Source organism: Mesorhizobium sp. M0954, assembly GCF_040319155.1.
Classification (GTDB): Bacteria; Pseudomonadota; Alphaproteobacteria; order Rhizobiales; family Rhizobiaceae; genus Mesorhizobium.
This window is the reverse complement of sequence record NZ_JAMYNR010000014.1, coordinates 129829-154695: the sequence shown is the minus strand read 5'-3', so window position 1 is coordinate 154695 and position 24867 is coordinate 129829. Positions and strand designations below refer to the sequence as shown.

Annotated in this window: 27 protein-coding genes; 13 read left to right on the top strand and 14 right to left on the bottom strand. The window is 63.2% G+C overall.

What is annotated here, in order from left to right; translation table 11 throughout:
• Window positions 1-140: 140 nt before the first annotated feature.
• The 4 genes from NKH93_RS20550 to rsmI form a co-directional block, all read right to left on the bottom strand.
• Window positions 141-377, bottom strand: coding sequence for a metallothionein (locus NKH93_RS20550; RefSeq protein WP_352926009.1), 237 nt, complete (start codon window positions 375-377; stop codon window positions 141-143).
• Between the two features lie 82 nt (window positions 378-459).
• Complete coding sequence (locus NKH93_RS20545) at window positions 460-1431, bottom strand: complex I NDUFA9 subunit family protein (RefSeq protein ID WP_352971676.1); 972 nt, start codon at window positions 1429-1431, stop codon at window positions 460-462.
• 192 nt (window positions 1432-1623) lie between these two features.
• Entirely contained in the window at window positions 1624-2001 is a 378-nt protein-coding gene (locus NKH93_RS20540) for a YraN family protein (RefSeq protein WP_352971673.1), read from the bottom strand.
• Window positions 1994-2920, bottom strand: coding sequence for a 16S rRNA (cytidine(1402)-2'-O)-methyltransferase (gene rsmI, locus NKH93_RS20535; RefSeq protein ID WP_352971670.1), 927 nt, complete (start codon window positions 2918-2920; stop codon window positions 1994-1996). The genes NKH93_RS20540 and rsmI overlap by 8 nt, the downstream gene beginning before the upstream one ends.
• 176 nt (window positions 2921-3096) lie before the next feature.
• Between rsmI and NKH93_RS20530 the strand changes: the two genes are divergently transcribed.
• Window positions 3097-3282, top strand: a complete 186-nt coding sequence (locus NKH93_RS20530; RefSeq protein WP_352971667.1) for a hypothetical protein — start codon at window positions 3097-3099, stop codon at window positions 3280-3282.
• A 263-nt stretch (window positions 3283-3545) separates the two neighbouring features.
• Here NKH93_RS20530 and NKH93_RS20525 read toward each other — a convergent pair whose 3' ends face one another.
• The 5 genes from NKH93_RS20525 to rph are packed head-to-tail and all read right to left on the bottom strand — an operon-like array spanning window position 3546 to window position 6855.
• Window positions 3546-3869, bottom strand: coding sequence for a low molecular weight protein tyrosine phosphatase family protein (locus NKH93_RS20525; RefSeq protein ID WP_023678977.1), 324 nt, complete (start codon window positions 3867-3869; stop codon window positions 3546-3548).
• 4 nt (window positions 3870-3873) lie between these two features.
• The gene (gene hemW, locus NKH93_RS20520) at window positions 3874-5037 is read right to left on the bottom strand and encodes a radical SAM family heme chaperone HemW (protein ID WP_352817876.1); all 1164 of its coding nucleotides are present in this window, start codon (window positions 5035-5037) and stop codon (window positions 3874-3876) included.
• Window positions 5034-5681: an RdgB/HAM1 family non-canonical purine NTP pyrophosphatase gene (gene rdgB / locus NKH93_RS20515; RefSeq protein WP_352614790.1), complete on the bottom strand. Its 648-nt coding sequence runs from the start codon at window positions 5679-5681 to the stop codon at window positions 5034-5036. Before rdgB ends, hemW begins: the two co-directional genes overlap by 4 nt.
• 14 nt (window positions 5682-5695) lie before the next feature.
• Window positions 5696-6106, bottom strand: a complete 411-nt coding sequence (locus NKH93_RS20510) for a VOC family protein (RefSeq protein WP_352473571.1) — start codon at window positions 6104-6106, stop codon at window positions 5696-5698.
• Window positions 6107-6138: 32 nt separating this feature from the next.
• Window positions 6139-6855: a ribonuclease PH gene (rph, locus tag NKH93_RS20505; RefSeq protein ID WP_352684003.1), complete on the bottom strand. Its 717-nt coding sequence runs from the start codon at window positions 6853-6855 to the stop codon at window positions 6139-6141.
• A gap of 146 nt (window positions 6856-7001) precedes the next feature.
• Between rph and hrcA the strand changes: the two genes are divergently transcribed.
• From hrcA to NKH93_RS20475, 6 genes are all read left to right on the top strand, one after another.
• Complete coding sequence (gene hrcA / locus NKH93_RS20500) at window positions 7002-8114, top strand: heat-inducible transcriptional repressor HrcA (RefSeq protein WP_502893799.1); 1113 nt, start codon at window positions 7002-7004, stop codon at window positions 8112-8114.
• 36 nt (window positions 8115-8150) lie between these two features.
• Entirely contained in the window at window positions 8151-8348 is a 198-nt protein-coding gene (locus NKH93_RS20495) for a hypothetical protein (protein WP_023678983.1), read from the top strand.
• 100 nt (window positions 8349-8448) lie between these two features.
• The gene (locus NKH93_RS20490; protein ID WP_352971663.1) at window positions 8449-9804 is read left to right on the top strand and encodes a PQQ-dependent sugar dehydrogenase; all 1356 of its coding nucleotides are present in this window, start codon (window positions 8449-8451) and stop codon (window positions 9802-9804) included.
• Window positions 9805-9891: 87 nt separating this feature from the next.
• Window positions 9892-10509, top strand: coding sequence for a LysE family translocator (locus NKH93_RS20485; RefSeq protein WP_352614746.1), 618 nt, complete (start codon window positions 9892-9894; stop codon window positions 10507-10509).
• A gap of 165 nt (window positions 10510-10674) precedes the next feature.
• Window positions 10675-11655 carry a cysteine synthase A gene (cysK, locus tag NKH93_RS20480; RefSeq protein ID WP_023718844.1) on the top strand — a complete coding sequence of 327 codons (981 nt, stop codon included), beginning with the start codon at window positions 10675-10677 and terminating at the stop codon, window positions 11653-11655.
• 174 nt (window positions 11656-11829) lie between these two features.
• Window positions 11830-12453, top strand: a complete 624-nt coding sequence (locus tag NKH93_RS20475) for a glutathione S-transferase family protein (protein ID WP_352539792.1) — start codon at window positions 11830-11832, stop codon at window positions 12451-12453.
• A 15-nt stretch (window positions 12454-12468) separates the two neighbouring features.
• Here NKH93_RS20475 and NKH93_RS20470 read toward each other — a convergent pair whose 3' ends face one another.
• Both NKH93_RS20470 and NKH93_RS20465 read right to left on the bottom strand, forming a co-directional pair.
• The gene (locus NKH93_RS20470) at window positions 12469-13725 is read right to left on the bottom strand and encodes an RNA polymerase sigma factor (RefSeq protein WP_352473579.1); all 1257 of its coding nucleotides are present in this window, start codon (window positions 13723-13725) and stop codon (window positions 12469-12471) included.
• Window positions 13725-14078 carry a YciI family protein gene (locus NKH93_RS20465; protein WP_023718846.1) on the bottom strand — a complete coding sequence of 118 codons (354 nt, stop codon included), beginning with the start codon at window positions 14076-14078 and terminating at the stop codon, window positions 13725-13727. Before NKH93_RS20465 ends, NKH93_RS20470 begins: the two co-directional genes overlap by 1 nt.
• Window positions 14079-14331: 253 nt before the next feature.
• On the opposite strand from NKH93_RS20465, the gene NKH93_RS20460 reads away from it, so the two are divergent.
• The 3 genes from NKH93_RS20460 to NKH93_RS20450 all read left to right on the top strand — a co-directional run bounded on the left by NKH93_RS20460 (window position 14332) and on the right by NKH93_RS20450 (window position 17927).
• Window positions 14332-15291 carry a TAXI family TRAP transporter solute-binding subunit gene (locus NKH93_RS20460; protein WP_352539793.1) on the top strand — a complete coding sequence of 320 codons (960 nt, stop codon included), beginning with the start codon at window positions 14332-14334 and terminating at the stop codon, window positions 15289-15291.
• A 159-nt stretch (window positions 15292-15450) separates the two neighbouring features.
• Window positions 15451-17547, top strand: a complete 2097-nt coding sequence (locus tag NKH93_RS20455) for a TRAP transporter permease (RefSeq protein ID WP_352820781.1) — start codon at window positions 15451-15453, stop codon at window positions 17545-17547.
• A complete protein-coding gene (locus tag NKH93_RS20450; RefSeq protein ID WP_352451865.1) occupies window positions 17544-17927 on the top strand; it encodes a DUF1850 domain-containing protein in 384 nt (127 codons plus the stop codon). The genes NKH93_RS20455 and NKH93_RS20450 overlap by 4 nt, the downstream gene beginning before the upstream one ends.
• Here the strand turns inward: NKH93_RS20450 and NKH93_RS20445 are convergent.
• The 3 genes from NKH93_RS20445 to NKH93_RS20435 all read right to left on the bottom strand — a co-directional run bounded on the left by NKH93_RS20445 (window position 17816) and on the right by NKH93_RS20435 (window position 20413).
• Window positions 17816-19567 (bottom strand): saccharopine dehydrogenase family protein, encoded by a 1752-nt coding sequence (locus NKH93_RS20445; RefSeq protein ID WP_352684010.1) that lies wholly within the window; start codon window positions 19565-19567, stop codon window positions 17816-17818. The two genes, NKH93_RS20450 and NKH93_RS20445, sit on opposite strands and share 112 nt — an antisense overlap.
• A 61-nt stretch (window positions 19568-19628) precedes the next feature.
• Window positions 19629-20072, bottom strand: coding sequence for a thiol-disulfide oxidoreductase DCC family protein (locus NKH93_RS20440; RefSeq protein ID WP_352473583.1), 444 nt, complete (start codon window positions 20070-20072; stop codon window positions 19629-19631).
• A gap of 194 nt (window positions 20073-20266) precedes the next feature.
• Window positions 20267-20413 carry a hypothetical protein gene (locus NKH93_RS20435; RefSeq protein ID WP_023718851.1) on the bottom strand — a complete coding sequence of 49 codons (147 nt, stop codon included), beginning with the start codon at window positions 20411-20413 and terminating at the stop codon, window positions 20267-20269.
• A 407-nt stretch (window positions 20414-20820) separates the two neighbouring features.
• On the opposite strand from NKH93_RS20435, the gene NKH93_RS20430 reads away from it, so the two are divergent.
• From NKH93_RS20430 to ligD, 3 genes are all read left to right on the top strand, one after another.
• Window positions 20821-21327, top strand: a complete 507-nt coding sequence (locus NKH93_RS20430; RefSeq protein ID WP_352473615.1) for a YciE/YciF ferroxidase family protein — start codon at window positions 20821-20823, stop codon at window positions 21325-21327.
• Between the two features lie 119 nt (window positions 21328-21446).
• Window positions 21447-22298 (top strand): non-homologous end joining protein Ku, encoded by an 852-nt coding sequence (gene ku, locus NKH93_RS20425; protein WP_352971660.1) that lies wholly within the window; start codon window positions 21447-21449, stop codon window positions 22296-22298.
• Window positions 22299-22307: 9 nt separating this feature from the next.
• Window positions 22308-24809: a DNA ligase D gene (gene ligD, locus NKH93_RS20420; protein WP_352971657.1), complete on the top strand. Its 2502-nt coding sequence runs from the start codon at window positions 22308-22310 to the stop codon at window positions 24807-24809.
• Window positions 24810-24867: the final 58 nt, after the last annotated feature.

The following is a 24867-nucleotide window of genomic DNA, read 5'->3' as shown; positions in this document are numbered from 1 at the left end:
TGCCTCCGTCAACGTGCGGCGGCCTTGATCTCGGCGTCTTGACCTCGGCTGGTCGTCGTCGTGCTGACAGCACTGGCTATATGGGATGACCCGGCGCAGTCGTTCGGAATGGTCGCCCTGGAGACGCCAAAGAAGGTGCATCAAGGCGCGCGATCGGTCAGCGCGTTCGCACCTTCCTCCGCGGCGCAATGTGCGCAGCAGTAGATGATGTCATCCTGTTCGACGCCATGTCCGATGATCCGGCATCCGCAATGCGGACATATCGGAGCAAGTTTCTGGACCGCGCATTCGAAGCTGTCGAACGTGTAGGTCTCCTCGGCCATCGTCACTTTGAAAGCCTTGTCGTAGTCATTCCCGCATTGATCGCATCTGGCCATAGTTCGTTTCCTTCTTTCACGGCTTCAAGCTCGACCAACCTGTCGCGCGGCGATAGGTTCCCGCCAGGATCAGGGGGCCGTCCTAAGGCGGAGACGAGCGCGAGCCTACGCCACGGCGCTGTTCGATCGCACGGATCACCTCGTCGATATCCCGCGGCTCGATGTCGAGTTCCTTCAGGCCAGGCGCGTCGATTGCTGCCACATTGTCCTGACGCATAAGATCGATCTGGTTGCGCGTTATGGGGGCAGCCGGGAGGAGTTCCGCGACGCCAGCCAAGGCGTTCCATACCGCAAACGGCACCGGCATCAGCTTGACGTGCGTATCGAGCTGTCGGGCGATCTCCCGAAGCAGTTCCTTATAGGTATAGATGCGCGGGCCACCGAATTCGAATATGGATGAACCCGTGTGGGTTCGCCCGTCGATCAGCCCGCTCACTGCTTCGGCGACGTCCGCCACATAGACCGGCTGAAGCCGTGTGCCACCATCGCCGAACAGCGGATAGACCGGCAGGAGGCGTATCATCCTCACAATGGTCGTGAGGAAAGCGTCGTCAGGTCCTGTCATGACGGCGGGACGCACAATGAAAGCGCCGGGAAATGCGCTTTCCACGGCACCCTCTCCGCGCCCACGCGCCCTTATGTAATTCGAATCCGATTGAGGGTCGGAGCCGATCCCTGAAATCAGGACGAACTGGTCGATCGCGCGGTCGCGCGACGCGGCAGCGAGATCGGCCGCGGCTTTCACATGCACGCGTTCAAAGGTCTGGACGCCGTGCTCGACGTAAAGACTGACAGCATTCACGACCGCCTGTGATCCGGTAATGGCCGACCTGATCGAGGACGCATCCAATATATCCGCCTCGACTGCCTCGGGCATCCTTGTAATCGAGGAAAAGACCAGGGCCACGCGAGCCGGATGGCGAGATGCAGCGCGCACCGTGAAACCTCTTTCCAGGAGCCGCTTCACGATCCTGCGCCCGAGAAAGCCAGTTCCGCCGAACACGGTGACGATCCGTACCGGGTTGAGATCGTCAGGATCCATTTGCCTCGCCATCCCTTTGTCCTCGCATAGCTGCCACGAGGACTGCCCAGGCCGGCATTTGAACCAGCCCGTCGAACATCAGGACGATTGGGGAACAACGCAGGAACGCTTTTGTTCCAGTCAGCGCTGGGCGGATGCTTGACAGATCGGCAAACCATGATCTGAACCGCAGGCGCAGCAAAACGGCCCCACTTCGAGAATGGCCTAGTTTCGCCCGTAAAACACATTCTTGACATGCACCGGCCAGCGCCACGGCAGCACCGCCACCATGTCGAAGCGCACCGATAATTTTCCGTAGTCGGATTGGCGCGACAGCCAGAAATCGGCGGCGCCTTCGATGCGGTGCTCCGATTCGCGACCGACGGCTTCCATTGCCTCCATCAGCGTGCGGCGCGCCTTGACCTCGACAATCAGCACCAGATCGCCACGCCGTGCGATCAGGTCGATCTCGCCGAACCTGGTGCGGTGGCGGCGTGCAAGAATTCGGTAGCCTTTCAGCATCAGCGCCGCCGCCGCCAGCCATTCGCCGTGATGGCCGCGCCGGTAGGCCTTTTGCCGGCTGGCGCTCGGCCGTTCAGCCATCGCCGCCTCCGCCGGTCCCGTCTCTTCCGGCATTCTTGAGGTCGAGCAGCCGACGATAGAGCGCCTGCTTCTGGCCACCCGTCATCTTGGCGGCTTCCGCCGCTGCCTTGGAGGCCGGCATCTCGGCGGCGAGCGAAAGCAGCAGCCGGTCGATGTCTTCTGGCTCATCAGCGACCGCATCGGCCGGGCCGACGCAGATGACGATTTCACCCTTGGGCGTATCGGCTCCCGCATAATGGCTGGCGAGCGATTGCAGGGTGCCGGTCCGCATCTCCTCGAAAGTCTTGGTCAGCTCGCGGCCGATCGCCGCCTTGCGGGCACCGCCCAGCACCTCGACCATGGCACTGAGCGTCTCGGCCAGCCGGCGCGGCGATTCGAATAAGATCAACGTTGCTGGCGCCGCCTTCAGCGCTTCCAGCCGCGTCAGCCGCTGCCCGGACTTCACCGGCAGGAAGCCGGCAAACAGAAACGCGTCCGAGGGCAGGCCGGATGCCGTCAAGGCGGCAAGTGCTGCTGATGGGCCGGGGATCGGCACGACACGAATGCCACGTTCCAGCGCCTCACCGACCAGCCGGTAGCCGGGGTCGGAGATGAGCGGCGTGCCGGCATCCGCGATCAGCGCTCCGCTTTGGCCGGCCTCGAGCGCCGCGATCAGCTTCGGTCCGGCCTCGCCGGCATTGTGCTCGTGGTAGGCGGTGGTGCGGCGGCGGATGCCGTAGCGGTCGAGCAGCACGCGGCTGACACGTGTGTCCTCGCAAGCGACGATATCGGCGGCGGCGAGCGTTTCCAGCGCGCGCAGCGTGATGTCGGCGAGATTGCCGATAGGCGTCGCCACCAGGTAGAGCGCCGGCTCGAGCGGCCGGGCGGCGATTTCGGTCTGCCCGACCACGTAACTGCGTTTGGCCGATTCGCCGGTCACCTGCACAACTCCGTTCGACCCTGTTTGGCACGGCTCACGCTTGGTTGCAAAAGCCTGGGTTGCAAAGGCCCTGGTTCCAAAAGGGATGCCGACGTGAACCAGCCGCCATGCCTTCGCCACAGTAGGGAACGAAACCGTTGCCGGCGAATTTTACACCTGATCTCGGGAGGAGCAGGATGAACAGCCTGACGATACAGGACGTTTTCGAACCCTACTATGCCGGCCGCAAACGCTTCGCCGCGCCATGCGACAAGAACCTGCCTGCCGAAGCCGCAGATGGCAGAGCCAAGAAGCCGCTTGCACGCCAGCGATCGGCAGAGAGCAAGCCCGCAAACGAAACCGACCGCACGATGGAGCACTGACCGGACGATGCCCAATCGCTTCGACATTTTCATCACCCGCCTCGAAACAAAAAGCGCCCGCGATGGCGCAGCGTCACATTCCACAGACGACCAGCACCATGCCTCACGCGACAAAAGCGAGATCAAGCCGGTCCGTTCCGGAGAGACCAGCGAAAAAGATCGCGCCAAACACCGCCACAAGCACGAGGCTTGACCCCGCAAACCTTAGCGATCGGTCGAGACAGTTCTCGAAGCGCGGTTGCGCATGCTCCGCGATGTATCGTTCAACCCAGATACTTCGAGACACGCGCCTCCAGCAGGCCCACCAGAGCCGGGTCCATGAATGCATAGTCGTCGGGAATATCGAGGCAGATTACCCGAGCCTTTTTCAGGCTTGTCTTGAATTTCTGCTGCAGTTTGGCGCGGTGCGTTTTTTCCATCACGAAGATGATGTCGGCCCAGGCGACGAGTTCATGCGTCAACGGAATGTCGGCATCGTGATTAGTGCCGGCCGAAGCGACCTCGATGTCCCGCCGCTTGGAAAACACCTGCTCCGCCGTCGGGCTGCGCAAGCGATTCTGGCTGCAGATGAAGAGAACGTTCTTCAACGTGCTATCTGGCCAAATCCGCCACGACCGCATCGAGCACGATCATGCCGGCCGGCGTGGCGCGCAGGCGCGCATTGCCGATCGGCGCCACCAGGCCTTCGTCCTGCAGTACCGACAGCCGTGCCGTCGACAGGCCGCGCCCTGAAAATGCCTCGTAGCGGGAAAGGTCGATGCCTTCCGCCAGCCTCAGCCCCATCAGCAGGAACTCGTCGGCCTCTTCCGACCGCGTCAGGATCTCGCCGCCGGTAACGCCATGGCCCTTGGCCTCGACCAGATTGGCCCAAGTCTCCGGCATTTTCTCGGCGATCGTCACCACGCGCCGGCCATTTTCGACGAACCGGCCATGCGCGCCGGGACCGACGCCGACATATTCGCCATAACGCCAGTAGGTGAGATTGTGCCGGCTTTCGGCGCCGGGCCTGGCATGGTTGGAAATCTCGTAGGCCGGCAGTCCGCGCGCGGCGGTGATCTCCTGTGTCAACGCATAGAGATCGGCGGCAAGCTCATTGTCTGGAATGATGAACTTCCTTGCCGCATGCAGCGCATGGAACGGCGTGCCTTCCTCGATGGTCAGCTGATAGAGCGACAGATGGTCTGCGGCGTGGCCGATCGCCTGCTCGAGCTCCGCCTGCCACGCTTCCGGCGTCTGACCGGGCCGCGCGTAGATCAGGTCGAACGACAGCCGTGGGAATATCTCGCGCGCCAGGCCGATCGCATGCAGGGCCTCATCGACATTGTGCAAACGGCCGAGGAAGCGCAGATCCTTGTCGTGCAGCGCCTGCACGCCAAGCGATACCCGGTTGACGCCGGCCGCGCGATAGCCGCGAAAGCGCTCGGCCTCGACGGAGGAGGGATTGGCCTCCAGTGTCACCTCGATGCCATCAGGCACCGTCCAGTTCTTCGCCACTGCATCCAGCACCGCCGCCACGGTCTGCGGTTTCATCAGCGATGGCGTGCCGCCGCCAAGAAAGATACTGGTCACCTCGCGCGGCCCGGTGCGGCCGCGCATCGTCGCCAGCTCGGCCTCGAAGGCGCGGGCAAAACGCTCCTGGTCGACCGGCTGGTGGCGGACATGGCTGTTGAAGTCGCAATACGGGCATTTGGCCGCGCAGAACGGCCAGTGGACGTAGACGCCGAAACCAGGCCTGCGGTCGAGCAGCATGGTCATACGGCGGCCAATCGGGCTTGCGCGAATTTCTGGAAGGCGCGGGCACGGTGCGACAATGCGGTTGGCTGGCCGGGCTTCCAGCCATGCTTGTCCTTCGCGCTCATCTCGCCGAAGGTCTTCTCGAACCCATCGGGCAAGAACACCGGATCGTAGCCGAAGCCGAGCTCGCCGCGCGGCGGCCATACCAGCGTGCCCTCGACCTCACCGCGAAAATATTCCGCCTGGCCATCGGGGAAGGCCAGGCAGATGACCGCGACAAAGCGGCCCTTGCGCTGGGCAGGCGTGATCGCGCCAACTTCTTGCAAGGCCACTTCCGTGCGCTGCATGGCCATGCCGAAGTCGCGGGAGCCGTCCGGCGTCTCAGCCCAGTTGGCGGTGTAGACGCCGGGTGCGCCGTCGAGCGCATCGACACACAGGCCGGAATCGTCCGACAGCGCCGGCAATCCAGTGGCCTTGGCGGCGGCCAAGGCTTTTATGAGGGCGTTCTCCTCGAAAGTGGTGCCGGTCTCGTCCGGTTCCGGCAGGCCGTATTCCTTTGCGGACTTCGCTTCAATGCCGAATGGCGCCATCAGATCGGCGAATTCTCGCAATTTGCCGGCGTTGTGGCTTGCGACGATGATCTTATGCCCATCAAGCGAATGAATAGTTGGCGAATGCATCAGATGCCCCAAATTCGTGGCTCGGCGAATTCGATCGAATTGCCGGAGGGATCGCGAATATAGATCGAGCGGCCGCCTTGCGGCCACTCGAACTCGCTTTCGATGGCGATTTTCTTCGCCTCAAGATGCGCTTTCCAGCGTGGGATTTCATCCGCGCTTGCGGCGAAGCAAAGATGGCCCTGGCCGACCGCGCCATGCGGCGGCACGGGCAGCTTGGCGTCGGCCCGCGGCGGCACTTTGGTGGCCTCGGCATTGAAGATAAGCAGCACGCCGTCGCCGCAGCGGAAGAAGAGATGCCTGCCATCGACCTTACCGAGCAGATCGAGCCCGAGCACGCCCGAATAGAACCGTTCCGCGGCAGCAAGGTCGGTCACGTAGAGTGCTGATTCCAGGATTGCGGAAGGAGTCACAGGATCGCCAATCTCATCAATATTGACCGCAGCTAAGCCACCGCCATTTGCTGCAAGCTGACCAGGCGCTGAATGCCTTTCTTGGCGAGCCCCATCAGCGCCGCGAACTGCTCTTCCGAGAACGGCTCGCCCTCGGCCGTGCCTTGGATCTCGACGATGCCGCCCTTGCCGGTCATGACGAAATTGGCGTCGGTGCCGGCCGAGGAATCCTCGATGTAGTCGAGGTCGATGACCGGCTGGCCATCATGGATTCCGCAGGAGATTGCCGCAACGTGATCCTTCAGCACCTTGCTCAGGCTCGCCATCTGGCGGGCTTCCATCCAGCGCAGGCAGTCGTAGAGCGCCACCCAGCCGCCGGTGATCGAAGCGGTGCGCGTGCCGCCGTCGGCCTGGATCACGTCGCAGTCGACGGTGATCTGCTGCTCGCCGAGCGCCTGCAGATCGACCACGGCGCGCAGGGAGCGGCCGATCAGCCGCTGGATTTCCAGCGTGCGGCCGCCTTGTTTGCCGGACGAAGCCTCGCGGCGCATGCGCTCGCCGGTCGAACGCGGCAGCATGCCGTATTCCGCCGTCACCCAGCCCTTGCCGGAGTTGCGCATCCAGCCCGGCACCTTTTCCTCCAAGCTGGCCGTACACAGCACATGCGTGTCGCCGAACTTCACCAGGCACGAGCCTTCCGCATGCTTGGAGACGCCGCGCTCGAAGGAGATGGGGCGCATTTCGTCGAATTGACGTTTGGAAGGGCGCATTCAGGCTTCTTTCTTTCTTCGGAATCTTGGCCGGGGAATCTTGGCCGGCTTGTAGCCGCACGGGGCGTGAGGCGCAAAGGAAAATGGACCGGTTGCGCCGACACCGCGGAAGTCTATATCTTCGGGGCGGAGGTTTTTGGCTCGAAATGACAAAGGCAGTCGATCCCGGTTTGCAGTCGCACGTGCTCCCGTCGCACGCGCTGCAATCGCCCGCGCTTCAATCGCTCGACATGCGTTCGCGCGACATCTTCCGGCGTATTGTCGATTCCTATTTGAGGGATGGCGAGCCGGTCGGTTCGCGCAGCTTGTCGCGCATCCTGCCGTCGTCGCTGTCGCCGGCCACCATCCGCAACGTGATGAGCGACCTTGAGCATCTCGGCCTGATCTATGCGCCGCACATTTCGGCTGGCCGGCTGCCGACCCAGGCAGGCCTGCGCTTCTTCGTCGATGCTTTCATGGAACTTGGTGACCTCTCCGACGAGGAGCGCCGCACCATCGAGGCCCAGGTGCGCGCCTCCGGCTCGGGCGCGACGCTGGAGCATATGCTGACCGAGGCCAGCCAGATGCTGTCCGGGATGTCGCGCGGCGCCGGCCTCGTGCTCGCCGCCAAGAATGAGGCGGCGCTTAAGCACATCGAATTCATCCAGCTCGAGCCGACCAAGGCGCTGGCCGTGCTGGTCTCGCAGAACGGCGACGTCGAAAATCGCGTCATCGATCTGCCCGCCGGCATCACCATCTCGCAATTGCACGAAGCCTCTAACTTCCTCAACGCCCATATCCGCGGTCGCACCCTGGCCGAGGCGCGGGTCGAGATCGCCCGCATCAAGGAAGAGACCAGGGCGGCCCTCGACACGCTGTCGCAGGATCTGGTCGAGAAGGGCCTGGCGGTCTGGGCAGGCGCTGAAAGCGGCGTGCCTGGGCGGCTTATCGTGCGCGGTCGCGCCAATCTCCTGGAAAACGTCACTGCCCAGGCCGACATAGAATTGCTGCGGCATCTGTTTGAGGATCTGGAGACGCAGGATGGGCTGATCCAGCTTCTCGACCTCGCCGAGGCAGGCCCAGGCGTGCGCATATTCATCGGTTCGGAAAACAAGCTGTTTTCGCTGTCTGGCTCCTCGCTGGTGGTGGCACCCTATCGCGACAAGGACGCGCGTGTCGTCGGTGCGCTCGGCGTCATCGGGCCGACGCGGCTGAATTATGCGCGCATAGTACCGATGGTCGACTATACGGCGCAGCTGATTTCGCGCATGCTGAGCTAGGAGCCGCCGCGGGCCTGCCGCAAGGAGGAGAAAAGAATGGCGCTGGAATCGTTCAAGGCCCAGATCAGTCTGCTGCTCGAAGAAATGATCAACCAGCCAGAGGATCAGCACGAGGTACAAGAGCAGTTGCGCGAGAAGCTGCAAGAGATGCGGGCGATGGGTTTACCGCTGCCGGCCGATCTGGTCGCGCTGGAAAAGCGCCTCGACGACGACTTTTACGCCTCTGGCAACTGAACGGGTTCGGCTTCAAATCCTCGTGTGCTGGACGGCCGCTTGGAACGATCAATGCCTGATGCCGTTTGCCCCTGTTCGAGGCGAATCCCGGAGGACGTTGATGATCCGATCTGGCGGCTTTGCGGCCTTGGCCGCTGCCCTCCTTGTTGCGACACCGGCAGCCGCCCAGCAGGCGGACCAGAATGTGCTCAAAGGCGAAGCCGCGTTTGGCGATTGGCACGCCGACAGGCCTGGCGTCCGACGCCTGATTGGGCCGCGAGACATGCCGGCAGCCGACCCCGCCCAATCCGCTTCGAACGGCGCCGGCGTGGCGGAACGGCCCGAAAGCGCCAAGCCAGAATTGCCGTCCGGCTTTTCGGCTGAAATGATCGCATCCGGCATCGTCAATCCACGTGTCGTGCGCGTCGCTCCGAATGGCGACCTGTTTGTTGCCAACAGCCATGCCGACCAAATACGCGTCTATCGTCTCGCCGAGGGCAGCGCCAGGCCCATCGAGAAAGCGATCTTCGCCAAGGGGCTTAATTATCCCTACGGCATCGCCTTCTATCCGCCAGGAGACAAACCGCAATGGGTTTATGTCGCGAACAGCGACAGCATCGTCCGCTTCCCCTATCGCGATGGCGACCTGAAGACATCCGGCAAACCAGAAACCATTGTCGCCCAAATCCCGTCGGGTGGTCACACGACCCGCGACATCGCCTTCTCGCAGGACGGCAAAACGCTTTATTTGTCGGTTGGCTCCGCCTCGAACGTCGCCGAGGATATAGGCAAGGAGCCGGATAGCGGCCTCGACGCCTGGGCCAAATCAAAGCCGCTCGGGGCGGCCTGGGGCTCCGAGGACGGCCGTGCCGATGTGCTCGCCTTTGACCCGGATGGGAAAAATCCGCGAACTGTCGCCACCGGCCTGCGCAACTGTACGGGCATGACCGTGCAGCCCGCCACCGGCGCAGTGTGGTGCGTCGTCAATGAGCGCGACGAACTCGGCGACAATGTGCCGTTCGAATTTGCAACGGCGGTCAAGGACGGCGGATTCTATGGTTGGCCTTGGTACTACATCGGCAATAACGAGGATCCGCGCCATCAGGGCGAGCGGCCAGACCTCGCCGGCAAGGCCACTGTCCCCGATGTATTGATGCAGGCGCATTCGGCGCCGATGAATATAGCCTTCTACGACGGCAAGAACTTCCCGGCGGATTATCAGGGTGACGCCTTCGTCGCCATGCATGGTTCGTGGAACCGTGGCGCTAGGACCGGTTACAAGGTGGTGAGGCTCAAATTCAGGGATGGCAAGCCGACAGGCGAATATGAGGACTTCATGACCGGCTTCGTCATCTCGAACGACGCCGTCTGGGGCCGCCCGGTCGGTGTCGCGATGGCCAAGGACGGCTCCCTGATCGTCACAGAGGACGGTAACGGCACCATCTGGCGCGTTACCTACGAAGACGGCCGCTCCTGAACGGCGGTGTCGCCTGCTGCGCTGGCGCAATCGAATCCGGCCCGAGGGAATTCACCCAACTTCAACATTGTGCGACAAGCGCCAATCATGACACTCACCGGGTTCCTCGCCTATAGTGCTGCCCTCGGCATCGCCGCGGCCATCCCCGGCCCAGGCGTCACCGCGCTTGTTGCGCGTGCTCTGGGTTCCGGCTTCCACTCGTCGCTGGCCATGTCGTTCGGGCTGATGCTCGGCGACCTGACCTATCTCACTGCCGTGGTGCTCGGCCTGGCTTTCGTCGCACAGACTTTCGGCATGGTCTTCCTGGCCATCAAATGGCTGGGCGTCGCCTACCTCGCCTTTCTTGGCTGGCGTTTCTGGACGAGCGGCATCACGCCCGAAACGGTGGAGGCGAAGAAAGGCAAGGGCGGCTTGGCATCCAGCTTTGTAGCCGGCCTTGCCGTCACGCTCGGCAATCCGAAGACGATGATCTTCTATCTTGCCATCACCCCGACCATCGTCGATCTGAAGACGATCACGCTGGCCGATTACGGCATCCTCGTCGCGCTCACCATCGTCGTCCTGCTCGTCGTGCTGGTGCCCTATCTGGCGCTGGCGGCCAAGGCGCGCTGGTTCCTGAAGTCGCCGCGGGCGCTGAGGGCACTCAACCGCACCGCCGCCGGCTTTATGGTCGGCGCGGCGGCGGCAATTGCCGCCCGCCAATAGATCTCTTTCGCCAATCCGCCCAACGATTGCCACGCCTTGCAAAGGCGGGGGTACTCAGCACGAACTTCACTCGGATATTTTTCGATCGACAGCCTATCTTGCGCGGTGGATGGCTCTATCCTATGCCCGCGCGAGTCTTGCCGCTTTACCTCTGGGAGGAAATCAATGAACAAGCCCGCCACCCCCACACACGTGCCCGGCCGCGGCCGCATCTACAATTCGATCACCGAGACGATCGGTGACACGCCGCTGGTGCGGCTTGATAAATTCGCCAGGGAGAAGGGTGTCGTCGCCAATCTGCTGGCCAAGCTCGAATTCTTCAACCCGATCGCCTCGGTCAAGGACCGCATCGGCGTGTCGATGATCGAGGCATTGGAGGCTTCCGGCAGGATTACGCCCGGCAAGACCACCCTGATCGAGCCGACCTCGGGCAATACCGGCATCGCGCTCGCCTTTGCCGCCGCTGCCAAGGGCTACAAGCTGATCCTGACCATGCCGGAAACCATGTCCGTCGAACGCCGCAAGATGCTGGCTCTGCTCGGTGCCGAACTGGTGCTGACCGAAGGGCCGAAAGGCATGAAGGGCGCCATCGCCAAGGCGGACGAGCTGGCGGCAACGCTGCCCGACGCTGTCATTCCGCAGCAATTCGAAAACCCGGCCAATCCGGAAATCCATCGCCGCACCACGGCCGAGGAAATCTGGAACGACACCCATGGCGAAGTCGATATCTTCGTTGCCGGCATCGGGACCGGCGGCACCATCACCGGCGTCGGCCAGGTGCTGAAGAAGCGCAAGCCCTCGGTGCATGTCGTCGCCGTCGAACCGGAAGCCTCGCCGGTGCTGTCGGGCGGCCAGCCAGGCCCGCACAAGATCCAGGGCATTGGCGCCGGCTTCGCGCCAAAAATCCTCGACACGACGATCTATGACGAGATCGTCAAGGTCTCGAACGAGGATTCGGTTGCCAATGCACGGCTCGTCGCTCGGCTCGAAGGTGTGCCGGTCGGCATCTCGTCGGGGGCCGCCCTGCAAGCGGCGATCGTCGTCGGCTCGCGGCCCGAGAACAAGGGCAAGAACCTCGTCGTCGTCATCCCCTCCTTCGCCGAGCGCTATCTCTCGACGATCCTGTTCGAGGGATTGGGCGCTTAGACACGAGCGTTTTTGACCGGTCAGTAGCGATCCTTCGCGATGCCCTCCGACATCAAATACTCAGTATCACGCGTCGGCGTGGACCGCTGAAAAACCACCTGTGGCGGGCGTCGTTCGCTTGAGCGGCGGGTCACTTCCGTATCAATCGTCGCTGCCCGGCAGGTGGAGGACTTTATGTACAAGCTCTATACGCGTGCCAATACCGGCGGCTTTGTCGTCGAGGCGGCGCTCGCTTTGGCGGGCGTGCCTTTCGACCAGATCGACGTTCCGAAGGGCCGACCCGACCAGGCCTTTTTAGATATCAGCCCCTTGAACCAGGTGCCGGTCCTGATCTTGCCGGACGGACGCTCGATGACCGAATCGGCGGCGATCTGCATCCTGCTGGCCGAGCGCCACCCCGAAGCAGGACTGGCGCCCGCAGCAAGTTCGGCTGACCGCGCCGACTTCCTGCGCTGGATGTTTTTCATGTCCTCCGTCATCTATTCGGCTGACCTGCGGTTCTTCTACGCTCATCGCTACACGACCGATCCCCGGGGCGTGGACGCTGTCAAACAGGCGGCGGTCTCGGAAATGGATCGCAGCCTCGCCATTCTCGATGCCGCCCTCGACGGCCGCGACTGGCTGGCCGGCGACCAACTCTCGCTGGCCGACATCTATCTCGTCATGCTGGTGGCCTGGCATCCGGAGGTCGCGAAGGTTCCAACCGCTTGGCCGAACATCGAACGCCTGTGGGCCAATTTGCGGGAACATCGGGTGATGAAGAGGCTGAATGCTTCCCACGACATGTGGCCGGCCTAAGCACTCCGCCTTGTCTCAGTGTCTTTCCGCGCGGCCGAGCCCTGCCCGTCGTTCCTGCAGGAACCGGCGCACGGCCGGATCTCGTTCGAGGCCGATAGCCCGGTCATAGGCCTCGCTCGCTTGTGGAACTTTGCCGAGTCTGGCCAGCAGGCCCGCGCGGGCGGCCCAGTAAGGTTGATAGTCATACAGCCGCTTGTCGCCGCTGAGTTGATCAAGCGCGCCCAATCCTTCTGAAGCACCTTCGGCCTCGGCAATCGCCACCGCACGGTTGATCGACACCACCGGCGAGCCGGCAATCACCGACAGCGCGTCGTAGAGCTCCTTGATCGCGACCCAGTCGGTACAACCGGTCAGCCGCCGTGTCGTATGGGCGGATTGCACGGCGGCCTCGAGCTGGTAGCGGCCGACAACACCCTCGGCGGCCGCGCGCCCGAGCAGCGCCTCCGCTTCATCGATCAGGGTATCGTCCCACAATGCAAGATCCTGCTCGGCCAGCGGCACATAGTCACCCGCCGCATTGCGCCGGGCTGCACGCCGCGCCTCGGCGAACAGCATCAGCGCCAGCAGACCGAGTGCTTCCGGCTCATCCGGCATCAGCGAGGCGATCAAACGGCCGAGCCAGATGCCTTCGGTCGCGAGATTGCGGCGCCGCGTTTCGGTGCCGGCCGGGTCGGACCAACCTTCGGCAAACGCCGCGTAGATCGCTTCCAGAACGGTGCCCAGCCGCTCGCCGAGCTCGGCCCGCTCCGGCACGCGGAACGGAATGCCTGTCTCGCGAATTCGCGTCTTGGCGCGCACCAGGCGCTGGCTCATCGTGGCTGGCGAGACAAGAAAAGCCGAGGCGATGGTCGCTGCGTCGAAGCCCAGGACCGTCTGCAGGATCAGCGGTGCTCGCACGCCGGCCTCAATCGCGGGATGGGCGCAGGCAAACATGAGCCTGAGCCGCTCGTCCGGCAGGTCTTCCTCGGCCATGCGCGCCTCCATCTCCTCGGCGATCAGTCTGAGGTGGTCGCGGCCCGCCTCGCGTGTCAGCCGCCGTCTGACCGCGTCGACGCGGCGCTTGCGTGCCACCGCCAGCAGCCAGGCTTCCGGCTTGTCGGGCACGCCCGCCTGTGGCCAACGCTCGAGCGCCGCTGCAAAGGCATCGGCCAATGCGTCCTCGGCAGCGGCCACGTCGCGCGTGCGTGCGGCGAGATAAGCGACCAGCTTGCCGTAGCTTTGCCGGGCGGCCGCTTCCGCCGCCGCCCGCGCAGTATCGGGCAATTCCGGCATCACATGGTGAGTTCCCAGATCGGCCGCACCTCTACCGTGCCGGTGCTGGCGCCCGGGCAGCGCGCCGCCCAGGCAATGGCGGCGTCGACGTCCTCCGCTTCGATCATATAGAAGCCGGCAAGCTGCTCCTTGGTGTCGGCATAGGGGCCGTCGAGCACGTTGGTCTTGCCATTGGCCATCCGCACCGAGGTAGCGGATTGCGTCGGCTTCAGCCGGTCGCCGGCGAGCCAGGCGCCGGATTTCTTCAGCGCTTCGGTGTAGGCCACGTACGCGCTCGACATCTGTGTCACCGCATCTGCTGGCGCGGCTGCCATCCCGGCTTCGTTTCCATAGATCAAAAGCATGTATCGCATGGTCTTCTCCCGTTTCTCGAAGGCCGCATCGTTGCGAGCCGGACTTATGTCGCGCGGCCCTGCCGGATTTCGACAAGCGCTGGAAAAATCTTTCTGCCGCGATGCGACCTTGCGCAAGCGCCAACGTGTTGCGGCACTGCTTAGTCGTTCGTCTAGTCGCTGCTATTGCGGGTTGGCATTTCCCGCCCGCTGTCTAAACTCGCTTCGTGCCGCCGAGGAGGGCACGGCGGCGAATTTTCAGGGAGGAAATCGCATGCTCAATTTCAGGACGAAATTTGTTGCAGCCGGCGTGCTGGCGCTGTCGCTTGGCCTTGGCGCGGTATCGGTCAAGGCACAGGAATTCATCAACGTGCTGACCGGCGGCACGTCCGGCGTCTACTATCCGCTCGGCGTCGCGCTGTCGGAAATCTACGGCAAGGGCATCGAAGGCGCGCGTACTCAGGTGCAGGCGACGAAAGCGTCGGTCGAAAACCTCAACCTGCTTCAGCAGGGCAAGGGCGAGATCGCCTTTGCGCTCGGCGATTCCGTCAAGCTGGCCGCCGAAGGCAATACCGAAGCAGGCTTCCCAGGCAAGCTCGACAAGCTGCGCGGCATTGCCGCCATCTATCCCAACTACATCCAGATCGTCGCCAGCAAGGAATCCGGCATCAAGACGCTCGCCGATCTCAAGGGCAAGAGCCTTTCGGTCGGCGCGCCGGCCTCAGGCACCGAGCTCAACGCCCGCACGATATTTGCCGCTGCCGGGCTGAAATACGAAGACCTCGGGCGGATCGAATATCTGCCCTTCGCCGAATCGGTGGAGCTGATCAAGAACCGCCAGCTCGACGCCACGCTTCAGTCGGCTGGCCTTGGGGTCGCGTCGATCCGTGACCTCGCCACCTCATTGCCGGTAAACATCGTTGCCGTGCCGGCGGAGGACGTCGCTAAGATCGGCTCGCCCTATCTTTCCGTGGTCATCCCCAAGGGCACCTACGAGGGCCAGACCGAGGATGTTGCGACCGCCGCCGTCGGCAATTTCCTGATCACCAGCGCCGATGTCTCCGACGAGACCGCCTACCAGATGACAAAACTGCTGTTCGAGCATCTCGACCAGCTCACCGCTGCCCACGCCGCCGCCAAGGCGATCGACCCGGCCAAGGCGCTCGACGGCATGCCGGTGCCGCTGCATCCAGGCGCCGAGAGGTATTACAAGGAAAAGGGATTGGTGAAGTAAGGAGCCATCCCTCCCCCTTGAGGAGAAGGTGAACTGCTGCCGAAGGCGAATGGACGGGTAGGGTCGGTTGAGGCCGTACACTGCCGCACCGACCCCACCCGCCTAGCTTCGCTCGCACCCTCCCTCGGGGAGGGGAGCGCCCCGCCAGGAACCCCGCTAATGACCGCAACCCCGACCGTTCTTTCCCCCACAGCGGAAGCTCCTGTCGAAGGATTGCCGCCTGGCTTCGGCGAAGGCATCGCTGGCAAGGCGGCTTTTTTTATCGCCATCGCCTTCTCCATCTTCCAAATCTACATCGCCGCCTACGGCAGCCTGCCGAGCCAGGTCATACGCGCCATGCATGTCGGCTTCCTGCTGCTGCTCGGCTTTGCCCTAATCGCCAATCTGCGCGCCAAAAGCGTCCCGGCGAAAGCAGTGTTCTGGACGCTCGGCCTGCTTGGTTTCGCCACCGGTCTGTACAATTGGGTGTTCTATGCCGACCTCATCCGCCGCTCCGGCTTTCTCACCACGCCTGACCTGATCGTCGGCGCGGTGCTGGTCGTGCTGGTCTTCGAGGCGGCGCGGCGGTTAATGGGGCTGCCGCTTGCCGTCATTGCCTTTATCTTTCTCGCCTACGCATTCGCCGGCAATCATCTGCCGCCGCCGTTCATCCATCGCGGTTATGATTTCGCCCAGCTCGTCGACACTTTCGCCTACGGTACCGAAGGCATCTACGGCACGCCGATCTATGTCTCGGCCGCCTACATCTTCATCTTCGTCGTTTTCGCCGCCTTTCTTGAGCGCGCCGGCATGATCGCGCTGTTCAACGATTTTGCGCTTGGCCTGGTCGGCTCATGGCGCGGCGGCCCGGCGCAAGTCTGCGTGCTGTCCTCGGCGCTGATGGGCACCATTTCCGGCTCCGGCGTCGCCAATGTGGTGGCCAGCGGCCAGTTCACCATCCCGCTGATGAAGCGCTTCGGTTTCCGCTCGGCTTTCGCCGGCGCCGTCGAGGCGACCTCGTCGATGGGCGGTCAGATCATGCCGCCGGTGATGGGAGCGGTTGCCTTTATCATGGCCGAGACCCTGAACATCCCCTATGCCGCTGTGGTCAAGGCGGCGATCATTCCGGCGCTGCTCTATTTCGGCGCCTGTTTCTGGCAGGTGCACCTGGAAGCCGGCAAGGCCGGCCTGCACGGCATGGCCAATGCCGACCTGCCCAATCCGTGGGATGCGGTGAGACAACATTGGCCGCTGGTACTGCCTCTCGCAGCACTGATCTACCTGCTGTTTGCCGGCTACACACCGGTGTTCGCCGGCACCATGGGTCTGGCGTTGACCATTGTGCTTATCCTCGGCACGCCGCTGGCAGCATCGATCGGGCCTCTCGCCTTCCGCATCGTCTTCTGGCTGGCGCTCGGACTTGCCGCGGCTTCCTTCATGAAATTCGGCGTCAACATCCTCAGCCTGGTCATCGCAGTGCTGGTCGCCGCCTGCCTCACCTTCAAGGGCGGGCGCGAGACGCTGCGCATATGCGTGGATTCCCTTGCCGAAGGAGCAAAGAACGCGCTGCCGGTCGGCATTGCCTGCGCCATTGTCGGCATCGTCATCGGTACGTTGACGCTTACCGGCATCGCCTCGACCTTCATCGGCTGGATCATCTCGATCGGCGAGAACAATCTGTTCCTGTCGCTGCTTTTGACCATGCTCACCTGCCTGGTGCTCGGCATGGGCATACCGACCATTCCCAACTACATCATCACTTCGTCGCTGGCCGGGCCAGCGCTGCTGTCGCTCGGCGTGCCGTTGGTGGTCAGCCATATGTTCGTCTTCTATTTCGGCATCATGGCCGATCTCACCCCGCCTGTGGCGCTGGCCGCCTTCGCCGCCGCACCCATGGCCAAGGAAAGCGGCCTCAAGATCGGCGTCCAGGCCACCAAGCTTGCCATTGCCGGCTTCGTTGTGCCGTTCATGGCGGTCTATACCCCGGCGCTGATGCTGCAGGACCCCGGCCCGATCGCCGCCCAGTTCGGCTATCCCGTCGAGGTCGCCTATATCGTCATCAAAGCCTGCATGGGTATCGTCCTGTGGGGCGCCGCGGCCGTCGGATTTCTCGCCCGGCGCATGGCCTGGTGGGAACGCCTCGTCGCCTTCGCCGCCGGCGTGCTGCTGGTTGCGGCGCTGCCGCTCACCGACGAGGCGGGCTGGGCGCTATCCCTTGCCTGGATCGGCTGGCACTGCTGGCGCGCGCGGCAGGCTTCGCTGGCTAATTCAGCATGAGCCTCTGCATCGTCGCGGCCGGCAAGACGGTGACGCTCGCGGTCGCTGCCTTCACGCTCTCCTGGGTGCATTCGGTGGAGAAGACCCAGTGGCAGGAAGACTGGAAGGTGCTGCCGTCCGGCCTGCAATTGGTCGAGGCCCGCATCAAGGGATCGGGCGCCGGGATGGAGCCGCCGCAAGGCTCGGTGCTGAGAAACGGCTGGTGGGTCTATGCGCCCAAGGTCGGGCCACAGCGGCGCCTCGCGCTCGCCGCCTCGGGCGCAACGGGTCAGGGCTGGACGCTGTGCACGGCGCAGGACTGTCGCGAATTGGCCAAGCTGGCAGGCGGCACGATCTCGCTGGAGCCGTGCGGGCCGGAGGGCTCCAGCCAGCCGCGGTAGCGGACGATCATGCCGGCAAGCGGATGCGAGATCTCAACATGGAAGCGGAAGCGGCCATCCTTCACCGTTTCGTAGGAAGTCGAGCGTGGACCGAGCCACATCGGAAGCGGCAGGCCAAAAAAACTCCAGCGGCGCAAGACCAGCGCCAGCCGGCCGTCTGCTGCAACCAGCGCCATCGCGAAGGTCAGCGGGCCGAAGCGTTCGCACAGCAAGCGCTGCGATCGACCCCGGCCTGCGGACTGTAGGCTCGAAAAACTGTGCTTGCCGAATGTCCGGGTCCAGGTCTCGCCGTCCTTGTCGGTGTCGAAGCGGACATGAACCGGGATGTCCTCGCTTGCCCCGGGGAAGCCGACCGTCCAGGCCATTAGCCGGCCAAGAACATTGCGCCCGCGTTCGACGCGCGCGCGGCCTGCGGCCGTGATCGTACGGTCATGCATTGACCGAATTGCCTCGGGAAGGCCTTGCCAGGCGGCACCGAGCAGCTCGGCATAAAGCGGCTTGTCCTCGTCCGCCGCCCCGTTCCTGAAGCCGGTGTAGATTGTCCGCCCGGCGAACAGGGCTTCATAATCCCGGAGCTCCAAATCGCGCATCGCCGCCCGTGCGCCCGGCGCGGGCTGATGTCCGGCCAGCGCTTTGCGGACCAGCGCTTCGACCGCCATCGACGGGATCAGCGGCCCATCATTGCCCTCGGCCACGAGATGCCACGAGCGCTTGACGATGGCGCCCGCCCGGTCCGATCCCTCCACCTCGACGAACATGCCGCCGCGATGCTCGCCCCAGCGCAGCCGGTTCGTTGCCTGATGCATCAGCGGCGCCAGTGGCGAAAGCGAACCGATCAATCCGGCGCGTACAAGCCAGGCGAGGCCGATCAGGGCGCGGTGCAGCGTCTCGGGAACCGGCCCGGCGCCCATCCAGATGGTCTTCGCCTCCGGCCAAAGCTTGGCCAGAGCGCGCAGGTCCGGAACGTCGACCAGCGAGAACAGCGTGTTTCGAAGCGGCAGCCGGCCCGGCGGCGCGACGGAGTAGCGCAATTGCTCTGTGAACGGATGGCCTTGTTCGGGACGGCCATTACGAACAAGCCGCACCGGCTGACCGGCGTAACCGGCGATAGCCCGAATGACGTTCTCGCCGACTCCGGCAAAGGGCGACGGCGCGATGCCGCCGCGAATGCCGTCGACCCGCGTCAGGTCCGAAGACAGGCGACGCACCACTGCCGCCGTCAGCACCGGAAAGCTCGACACGCCGGACAGCACGAAGACGCCGGCGTTTCGCGCCGCCTCGTCGAACGCAGAGACACCGGCGACGAAATCCGAGCCGTCGGCTAGATCGAGATAGTTGATGCGCCGGGCGATGCAGCCCTCGATCAGGCGATAGCGTCCCTCGCCATAGGCCTGGAACGGACCGCTCGCGTCGACTACAATATCAGGCTCTAATGCAGCGAGTTGCGCGGCGAGATCGCCGTCACGGTCGAACAGTGCCGGCACCAGCTGGGCTGCTGTCGGGGCGCGCTTCTTGCAATACGCGTCAGCCTTGGCGAGCGAGCGCCCGGCGACAAAGAGGATCAGATGCGGCTCGCCCTCCAAAAGCTCGACAGTGCGACCGCCAAAGGTGCCATAGCCGCCGACGACAAGAACCTTCATCCGCAGTTCCCCCAACAGTTCCCCCAAAATGCCCCGCCCGCTCCCGGCCACGGCAACGAATCTAGCCGATCAATCTTGCCCTCACCTCGGCGGAAGGGATTTCGCAATTGTCTTTCTTGCCGAACAGGGCGTAGCGGTTCTTTGCGATGCGGCCGTAGAGCCAGTCGCGAAGCGGGCGCGGCAACAGCAGCAGGATCCGCGCCGACCGACACGGCCAGCCGAGTTCGGCCATGACGGCAACGAAACTGTCCAGGCGGGTGAAAGCCGCGCCATCGACGATGACGAGATTGGTCTCGTAGCGATCCGTCCGCAGCCCGTATTTCTTGAACAGCACCTCGCCGAACGGTGACTGCGCCGTTACGAAATGGAAGTGGCCCTTGCGGTCGAGCTTCACCACCATGCGCACAAAGCCCGAGCACAACACGCAGACGCCGTCGAACACGATCAACGGGCGACTTGCATCGAATTCCGGCGGTTCAGGAGAATGGTTCGGCTTGACGGTCACGTGGCGCCTGACAGCTGGTGTCAGATGAAACTAGGCCTGCCGGCGGCTGGATCAAAGCCCGGAATGTCAGGGCCTTGGCGTTGTCGCACGCCGTCTGTCGGTCAGCGCAGGGCGCTCGGCGCGATAGGTCGTTGACCGGTTGTCGGCGTCGGGCCGGCAGATCCGGCTGTCGTGACGGCTTTCCGTGGTCATCATCAGTGCACGCTGATCCCAAGCGTGTTGCCACGGCGCGCGCAGGCGGGGCCTGGGCCGCGCATATAATAGCGCTCAGGCCGATAGGTCGGAGCGACAAATTCGCGGATGGCGGCGGCATAGCCGGCGATTTGATTCCAGAAGCTCATTTTACTCGGTCCCTGTCCCGCTTCGGATGTCCCTTCCGAATTGCGGGGATCATAGCGTCCAGGCGTGAATAGTCGGTGAACGCGATGTTAATCTCTGGTCGAAAATGCCTTTGTTCATGGCTGGAATGCGGCTGATTCGCGGTGTTTCCATGCAGTCCGTCGGCATTTCGTCCAGTGTGACTTTTGCATCACATATGTTTCGCCTGAATGTCGCAGAGGCGCGGTTTTGTTTCAGGTTTTGCCGGACCGCGAAATTTCCGTGCACGCGGCCGGAAAACCAGGAACCGGCCCGTCAGCCGCACGTTGATTTCCCAGTGCCGGGACGAACCGGCTCCGCAGGCTGTGGTGCTCGGGTGGGCCGCAGCCAAAAAATCCGAAACCGCAAGAGCAATGGAAAGGCAAAGGCCATGGGTTTCTTTTCGAAGGATATCAAAACCCTCGACGACCTCTTCGTGCACACGCTGCGCGACATCTATTACGCTGAAAAACAGATCGAGAAATCGCTGCCGAAGATGATCGACAAGGCGAGTGATCCGCAGCTGAAAGCCGGCTTTGAGAAACATCTCGCTCAGACCAAGGGTCATATCCAGCGTGTCGAGCAGGTGTTCGAACTGCACGGCGTGAAGGCCAAGCAGGTCGACTGCCCAGCCATCGACGGCATTCTCGAAGAAGCCGACGACGTCAGCGGCGACATCGCCGACAAGGAGGTCCTCGACGCTGCGCTGATCGCCTCCGCCCAGGCGGTCGAGCATTATGAGATGACCCGTTACGGCACCCTGATTGCTTGGGCCAAGCAACTGGGCCGCAGCGACTGCGCCAATGTGTTGGCCAACAACCTCAAGGAGGAGCAGGCAACCGACCGCAAGCTTACCGAGATAGCGGAAAGCAAGGTCAACCTGCAAGCCGCCGAGTAGCGCAGTGAGCGAGAACAAGGCAAGGCTGGGTTGAAAGCCCGGACTTGCCTTTTGCGCCGCCGGAACCGGAACGGACTTTGCCCGTTCTCGGTTGAACATTGTCGTGCAGGGAGTTTGTCATGGCGCCGCGCCCGGCCTGGAGAGGGTATCTCAAGCTTTCGCTGGTCACTTGCGCCGTCGAACTGACCAATGTCGTCACCCAGGCGGAGAAAGTCTCATTCCGCGTGCTCAACCGCAAGACCGGCAATACCGTCAAGCGCGTCTATGTCGATTCGGCAAGCGGCAAGCCGCTCGATGAAGGCGACGAGATCAAGGGCTACGAAATCGGCGACGGCGACTTCGTCCAAATCGAGGAGGAGGAGATCGAAGCCGTGCAGATCGAATCCTCGCACACGATGAGCCTCGATGGTTTCATCGAAAAATCCTCGATCCAACAGATCTATCTCGACGCGCCCTATTATGTGACGCCTGCGGACGAGGTCTCGGAAGAGGCCTTCGCCGTCATCCGCGACGCCATGGCCGCCAAGAAGACGGCGGGGCTAGCCCGCATTGTGCTCTATCGCCGCGAACGTCCGGTGGTCATCGAGCCGTTGGGCAAGGGTCTGCTGCTGACGACCTTGCGCTATGGCGATACGGTTCGCAGGCCCGAGATAGTGTTCGGCGACATCAAGACGGTGAAGACCGACGCCGAGATGATCAGGCTGGCCGAACACATCGTCGATGAGAAACAGGCGGCGTTCGATCCTTCCGAATTCGAGGACAAATACGAAAATGCCCTGATCGAGCTGGTCCGCGCCAAGAAGGCCGGCAAGAAGGCACCGAAGGCCAAGGCGGAACCACGGCCCTCCAACGTCGTCAACCTCTTCGATGCGCTGAAGAAGAGCCTTTCGTCGGAAGCCGGTGCGCCGGCAAGGACCGGACGCCCGGGAAAAGGCGCCAAGTCCAAAGCCGCCCGGCGCAAATCTGCTTAGGATCCGCCCATGGCCAGCCTCGAGCAGTATCACGCCAAGCGCAATTTCAAGAAGACGGCCGAACCAGCCGGCAAGGTTTCGCGCGGCAAGAAAGCCGTGGCGGGTGGCATCTTCGTCATCCACAAGCATGCCGCCACCAGGCTCCACTACGACCTTCGTCTCGAGCATGGTGGCGTGCTGTGGAGCTGGGCCGTGACGCGAGGCCCGAGCCTCGACCCGCACGAAAAGCGGCTCGCCGTGCACGTCGAGGACCACCCGATCGACTATGCGCCGTTTGAAGGCACCATCCCGAAGGACCAATATGGCGGCGGCTCGGTCATTGTCTGGGACGAGGGAACTTGGGTCCCCGATGGCGAACCGGCAAGGGCGATGAAGAAAGGCCATATCAGTTTCGAACTGTATGGCCACAAATTGCATGGCGCCTGGCATCTGGTGCGGCTGAAGCCGCGTCCGGGCGAAAAGCGTGACAACTGGTTGCTGATCAAATCCGACGATGCCGCCGCGCGTCCGGGCGAGGACATTTTGCAGGAGGCGCCGCAATCGGTGAAATCCGGCCTGACCATCGAAGAGGTCGGCGAAGGCAAGACCGCCGACGGCAAGAAGCCAAGCGTCTGGCAGTCCGACAGGCCGGCCGCCAGCAAAGCGAAGGCCGTCGCGGCAAGGCGGCTGGAATTCATCGAACCGGCGCTCGCAACGCTGGAGCGGGACGCCCCGCCCGGCAAGGACTGGCTACATGAGGTGAAGTTCGACGGCTATCGCATGCAGGCGCAGCTTGCCGGCACCGAGGTGCGGCTTTTGACACGCGCCGGCCTCGACTGGACCGACAAATTCGGTGGCGCAATTGTCGCGGCACTTGGCGGCCTGAAATGCACCGATGCTATCATCGACGGCGAAATCGTCGTGCTGGCGCATAATGGCGTGTCGTCATTCTCGCTGCTGCAGCAAGATCTGTCGGCGGGCCGTACGGATCGTTTCATCTACTACGTTTTCGACCTGTTGCGTCTCAACGGTGAGGATATCCGTTCAGAGCCGCTGGTCGAGCGCAAGGAAAGGCTGCGCACTTTGCTCGCCGGACAGGCCGAGGATCAGGCCGTGCGCTTCAGCGACCACTTTGCCGAGCCCGGCAAGATCATGCTGGAGCATGCTTGCCGGCTGGGGCTCGAAGGCGTCGTCTCCAAGCGCGCCGATGCGCCCTATCGCAGCGGCCGTGTCCCGTCCTGGGTGAAGTCGAAATGTACGGCGCGCCAGGAATTCGTCATCGGCGGCTACATGCCGTCGGACAAGACCGGGCGGGGCCTGCGCTCGCTGCTGGTCGGCTATCACGAGGGCGGCAAGCTGCGCTATGCCGGCCGCGTCGGCACCGGCTTCACGGCCAAAAGCACCAACGAGCTGAAGAGGAGGCTTGATGCGCTGAAGACGACAACCTCGCCCTTCGACAGGGCGGTGCCAAGGGGCAAGGGGCTGGTCTGGGTCAAGCCCGAACTTGTTGGCGAAGTGGAGTTTCGCAGTTGGACGTCGGACCGTATAATACGCCACGCGTCGTTCCAGGGATTGCGCGAGGACAAGCCGGCGGAGGAAGTCGTGCAGGAGAAACCGAAAGCACGCTCAGCTCCGGCAGAGTCGACGCCAAAGCCCGCCAAACCCGCGGCCACGGCGAAAACCTCGGTTACGCTGTCCCGCCCCGACAAGCTTCTGTGGCCGCAGGAGAACGTATCGAAGCAGGATCTGGTCGATCACTACGCGCTGGTCTGGCCGCGCATGAAGCAATTCGTCATCAACCGGCCGCTCAGCCTCGTGCGGGCGCCGGACGGTGTTGGCGGCCAACGGTTCTTCCAGAAGCATGCCTCGGCCGGCATGCACGACAAGATCGCCGTGATGAAGGACCCCACCGACGGCGAGGAGATATTGTTCATCCGCGATTTCGACGGTGTCGTGGCCCTCGTTCAACTCGGCGTCGTCGAGATCCACATCTGGGGCTCGACCATGGACGAGCTGGAAAAACCAGACCAGATCATCTTCGATCTCGATCCCGACGAGGGTGTCGACGTGAAGGCGGTGCGTGCCGCGGCGCTCGATATCCGCAGCCGGCTCGACGAACTGTCCCTGCCTAATTTCGTCAAGACCTCGGGCGGCAAGGGCTATCATGTCCTCGTCCCGCTGAAGCCGTCGGCGGACTGGGACGAGGTCAAAGGCTTCGCCCATGAGTTCGCCCGAGCGCTCGAGCAAGCCGCACCCGACCGCTACACGGCGACGCTGTCTAAGAAGGCGCGCACCGGCAGGATATTCGTCGATTATCTGCGCAATGGCCGTGGCGCGACCACGGTCGCGCCCTATTCGTCGCGCGCCAAAAAAGGCGCCACGGTATCAATGCCGGTGACCTGGGCGGAAATCGAGGCCGGATTGCCGCCGAACGCCTTTCCGATCGGCGACAAGACGACGCTGAAGCGGCTTGGGCAAGCCGATCCCTGGGAGGATTTTTTCAAGCAGGCCAAGCCGCTCAAGCGCGGCTAGAGCAATTCCAGGAAAAGTGTGGAACGGTTTTCCGTCTGGGATTGCGTCAAAACAAAAA

Bases quoted from the DNA above. Each gene is read 5' to 3' on its own strand.
- NKH93_RS20550 (WP_352926009.1), bottom strand. From the start codon at position 377: ATGGCCAGATGCGATCAATGCGGGAATGACTACGACAAGGCTTTCAAA.
- NKH93_RS20545 (WP_352971676.1), bottom strand. From the start codon at position 1,431: ATGGCGAGGCAAATGGATCCTGACGATCTCAACCCGGTACGGATCGTC.
- NKH93_RS20540 (WP_352971673.1), bottom strand. From the start codon at position 2,001: ATGGCTGAACGGCCGAGCGCCAGCCGGCAAAAGGCCTACCGGCGCGGC.
- NKH93_RS20530 (WP_352971667.1), top strand. From the start codon at position 3,097: ATGAACAGCCTGACGATACAGGACGTTTTCGAACCCTACTATGCCGGC.
- hemW (WP_352817876.1), bottom strand. From the start codon at position 5,037: ATGACCATGCTGCTCGACCGCAGGCCTGGTTTCGGCGTCTACGTCCAC.
- rph (WP_352684003.1), bottom strand. From the start codon at position 6,855: ATGCGCCCTTCCAAACGTCAATTCGACGAAATGCGCCCCATCTCCTTC.
- hrcA (WP_502893799.1), top strand. From the start codon at position 7,002: ATGACAAAGGCAGTCGATCCCGGTTTGCAGTCGCACGTGCTCCCGTCG.
- NKH93_RS20495 (WP_023678983.1), top strand. From the start codon at position 8,151: ATGGCGCTGGAATCGTTCAAGGCCCAGATCAGTCTGCTGCTCGAAGAA.
- NKH93_RS20490 (WP_352971663.1), top strand. From the start codon at position 8,449: ATGATCCGATCTGGCGGCTTTGCGGCCTTGGCCGCTGCCCTCCTTGTT.
- NKH93_RS20485 (WP_352614746.1), top strand. From the start codon at position 9,892: ATGACACTCACCGGGTTCCTCGCCTATAGTGCTGCCCTCGGCATCGCC.
- cysK (WP_023718844.1), top strand. From the start codon at position 10,675: ATGAACAAGCCCGCCACCCCCACACACGTGCCCGGCCGCGGCCGCATC.
- NKH93_RS20475 (WP_352539792.1), top strand. From the start codon at position 11,830: ATGTACAAGCTCTATACGCGTGCCAATACCGGCGGCTTTGTCGTCGAG.
- NKH93_RS20470 (WP_352473579.1), bottom strand. From the start codon at position 13,725: ATGCCGGAATTGCCCGATACTGCGCGGGCGGCGGCGGAAGCGGCCGCC.
- NKH93_RS20465 (WP_023718846.1), bottom strand. From the start codon at position 14,078: ATGCGATACATGCTTTTGATCTATGGAAACGAAGCCGGGATGGCAGCC.
- NKH93_RS20460 (WP_352539793.1), top strand. From the start codon at position 14,332: ATGCTCAATTTCAGGACGAAATTTGTTGCAGCCGGCGTGCTGGCGCTG.
- NKH93_RS20455 (WP_352820781.1), top strand. From the start codon at position 15,451: ATGACCGCAACCCCGACCGTTCTTTCCCCCACAGCGGAAGCTCCTGTC.
- NKH93_RS20450 (WP_352451865.1), top strand. From the start codon at position 17,544: ATGAGCCTCTGCATCGTCGCGGCCGGCAAGACGGTGACGCTCGCGGTC.
- NKH93_RS20445 (WP_352684010.1), bottom strand. From the start codon at position 19,567: ATGAAGGTTCTTGTCGTCGGCGGCTATGGCACCTTTGGCGGTCGCACT.
- NKH93_RS20435 (WP_023718851.1), bottom strand. From the start codon at position 20,413: ATGAGCTTCTGGAATCAAATCGCCGGCTATGCCGCCGCCATCCGCGAA.
- NKH93_RS20430 (WP_352473615.1), top strand. From the start codon at position 20,821: ATGGGTTTCTTTTCGAAGGATATCAAAACCCTCGACGACCTCTTCGTG.
- ku (WP_352971660.1), top strand. From the start codon at position 21,447: ATGGCGCCGCGCCCGGCCTGGAGAGGGTATCTCAAGCTTTCGCTGGTC.
- ligD (WP_352971657.1), top strand. From the start codon at position 22,308: ATGGCCAGCCTCGAGCAGTATCACGCCAAGCGCAATTTCAAGAAGACG.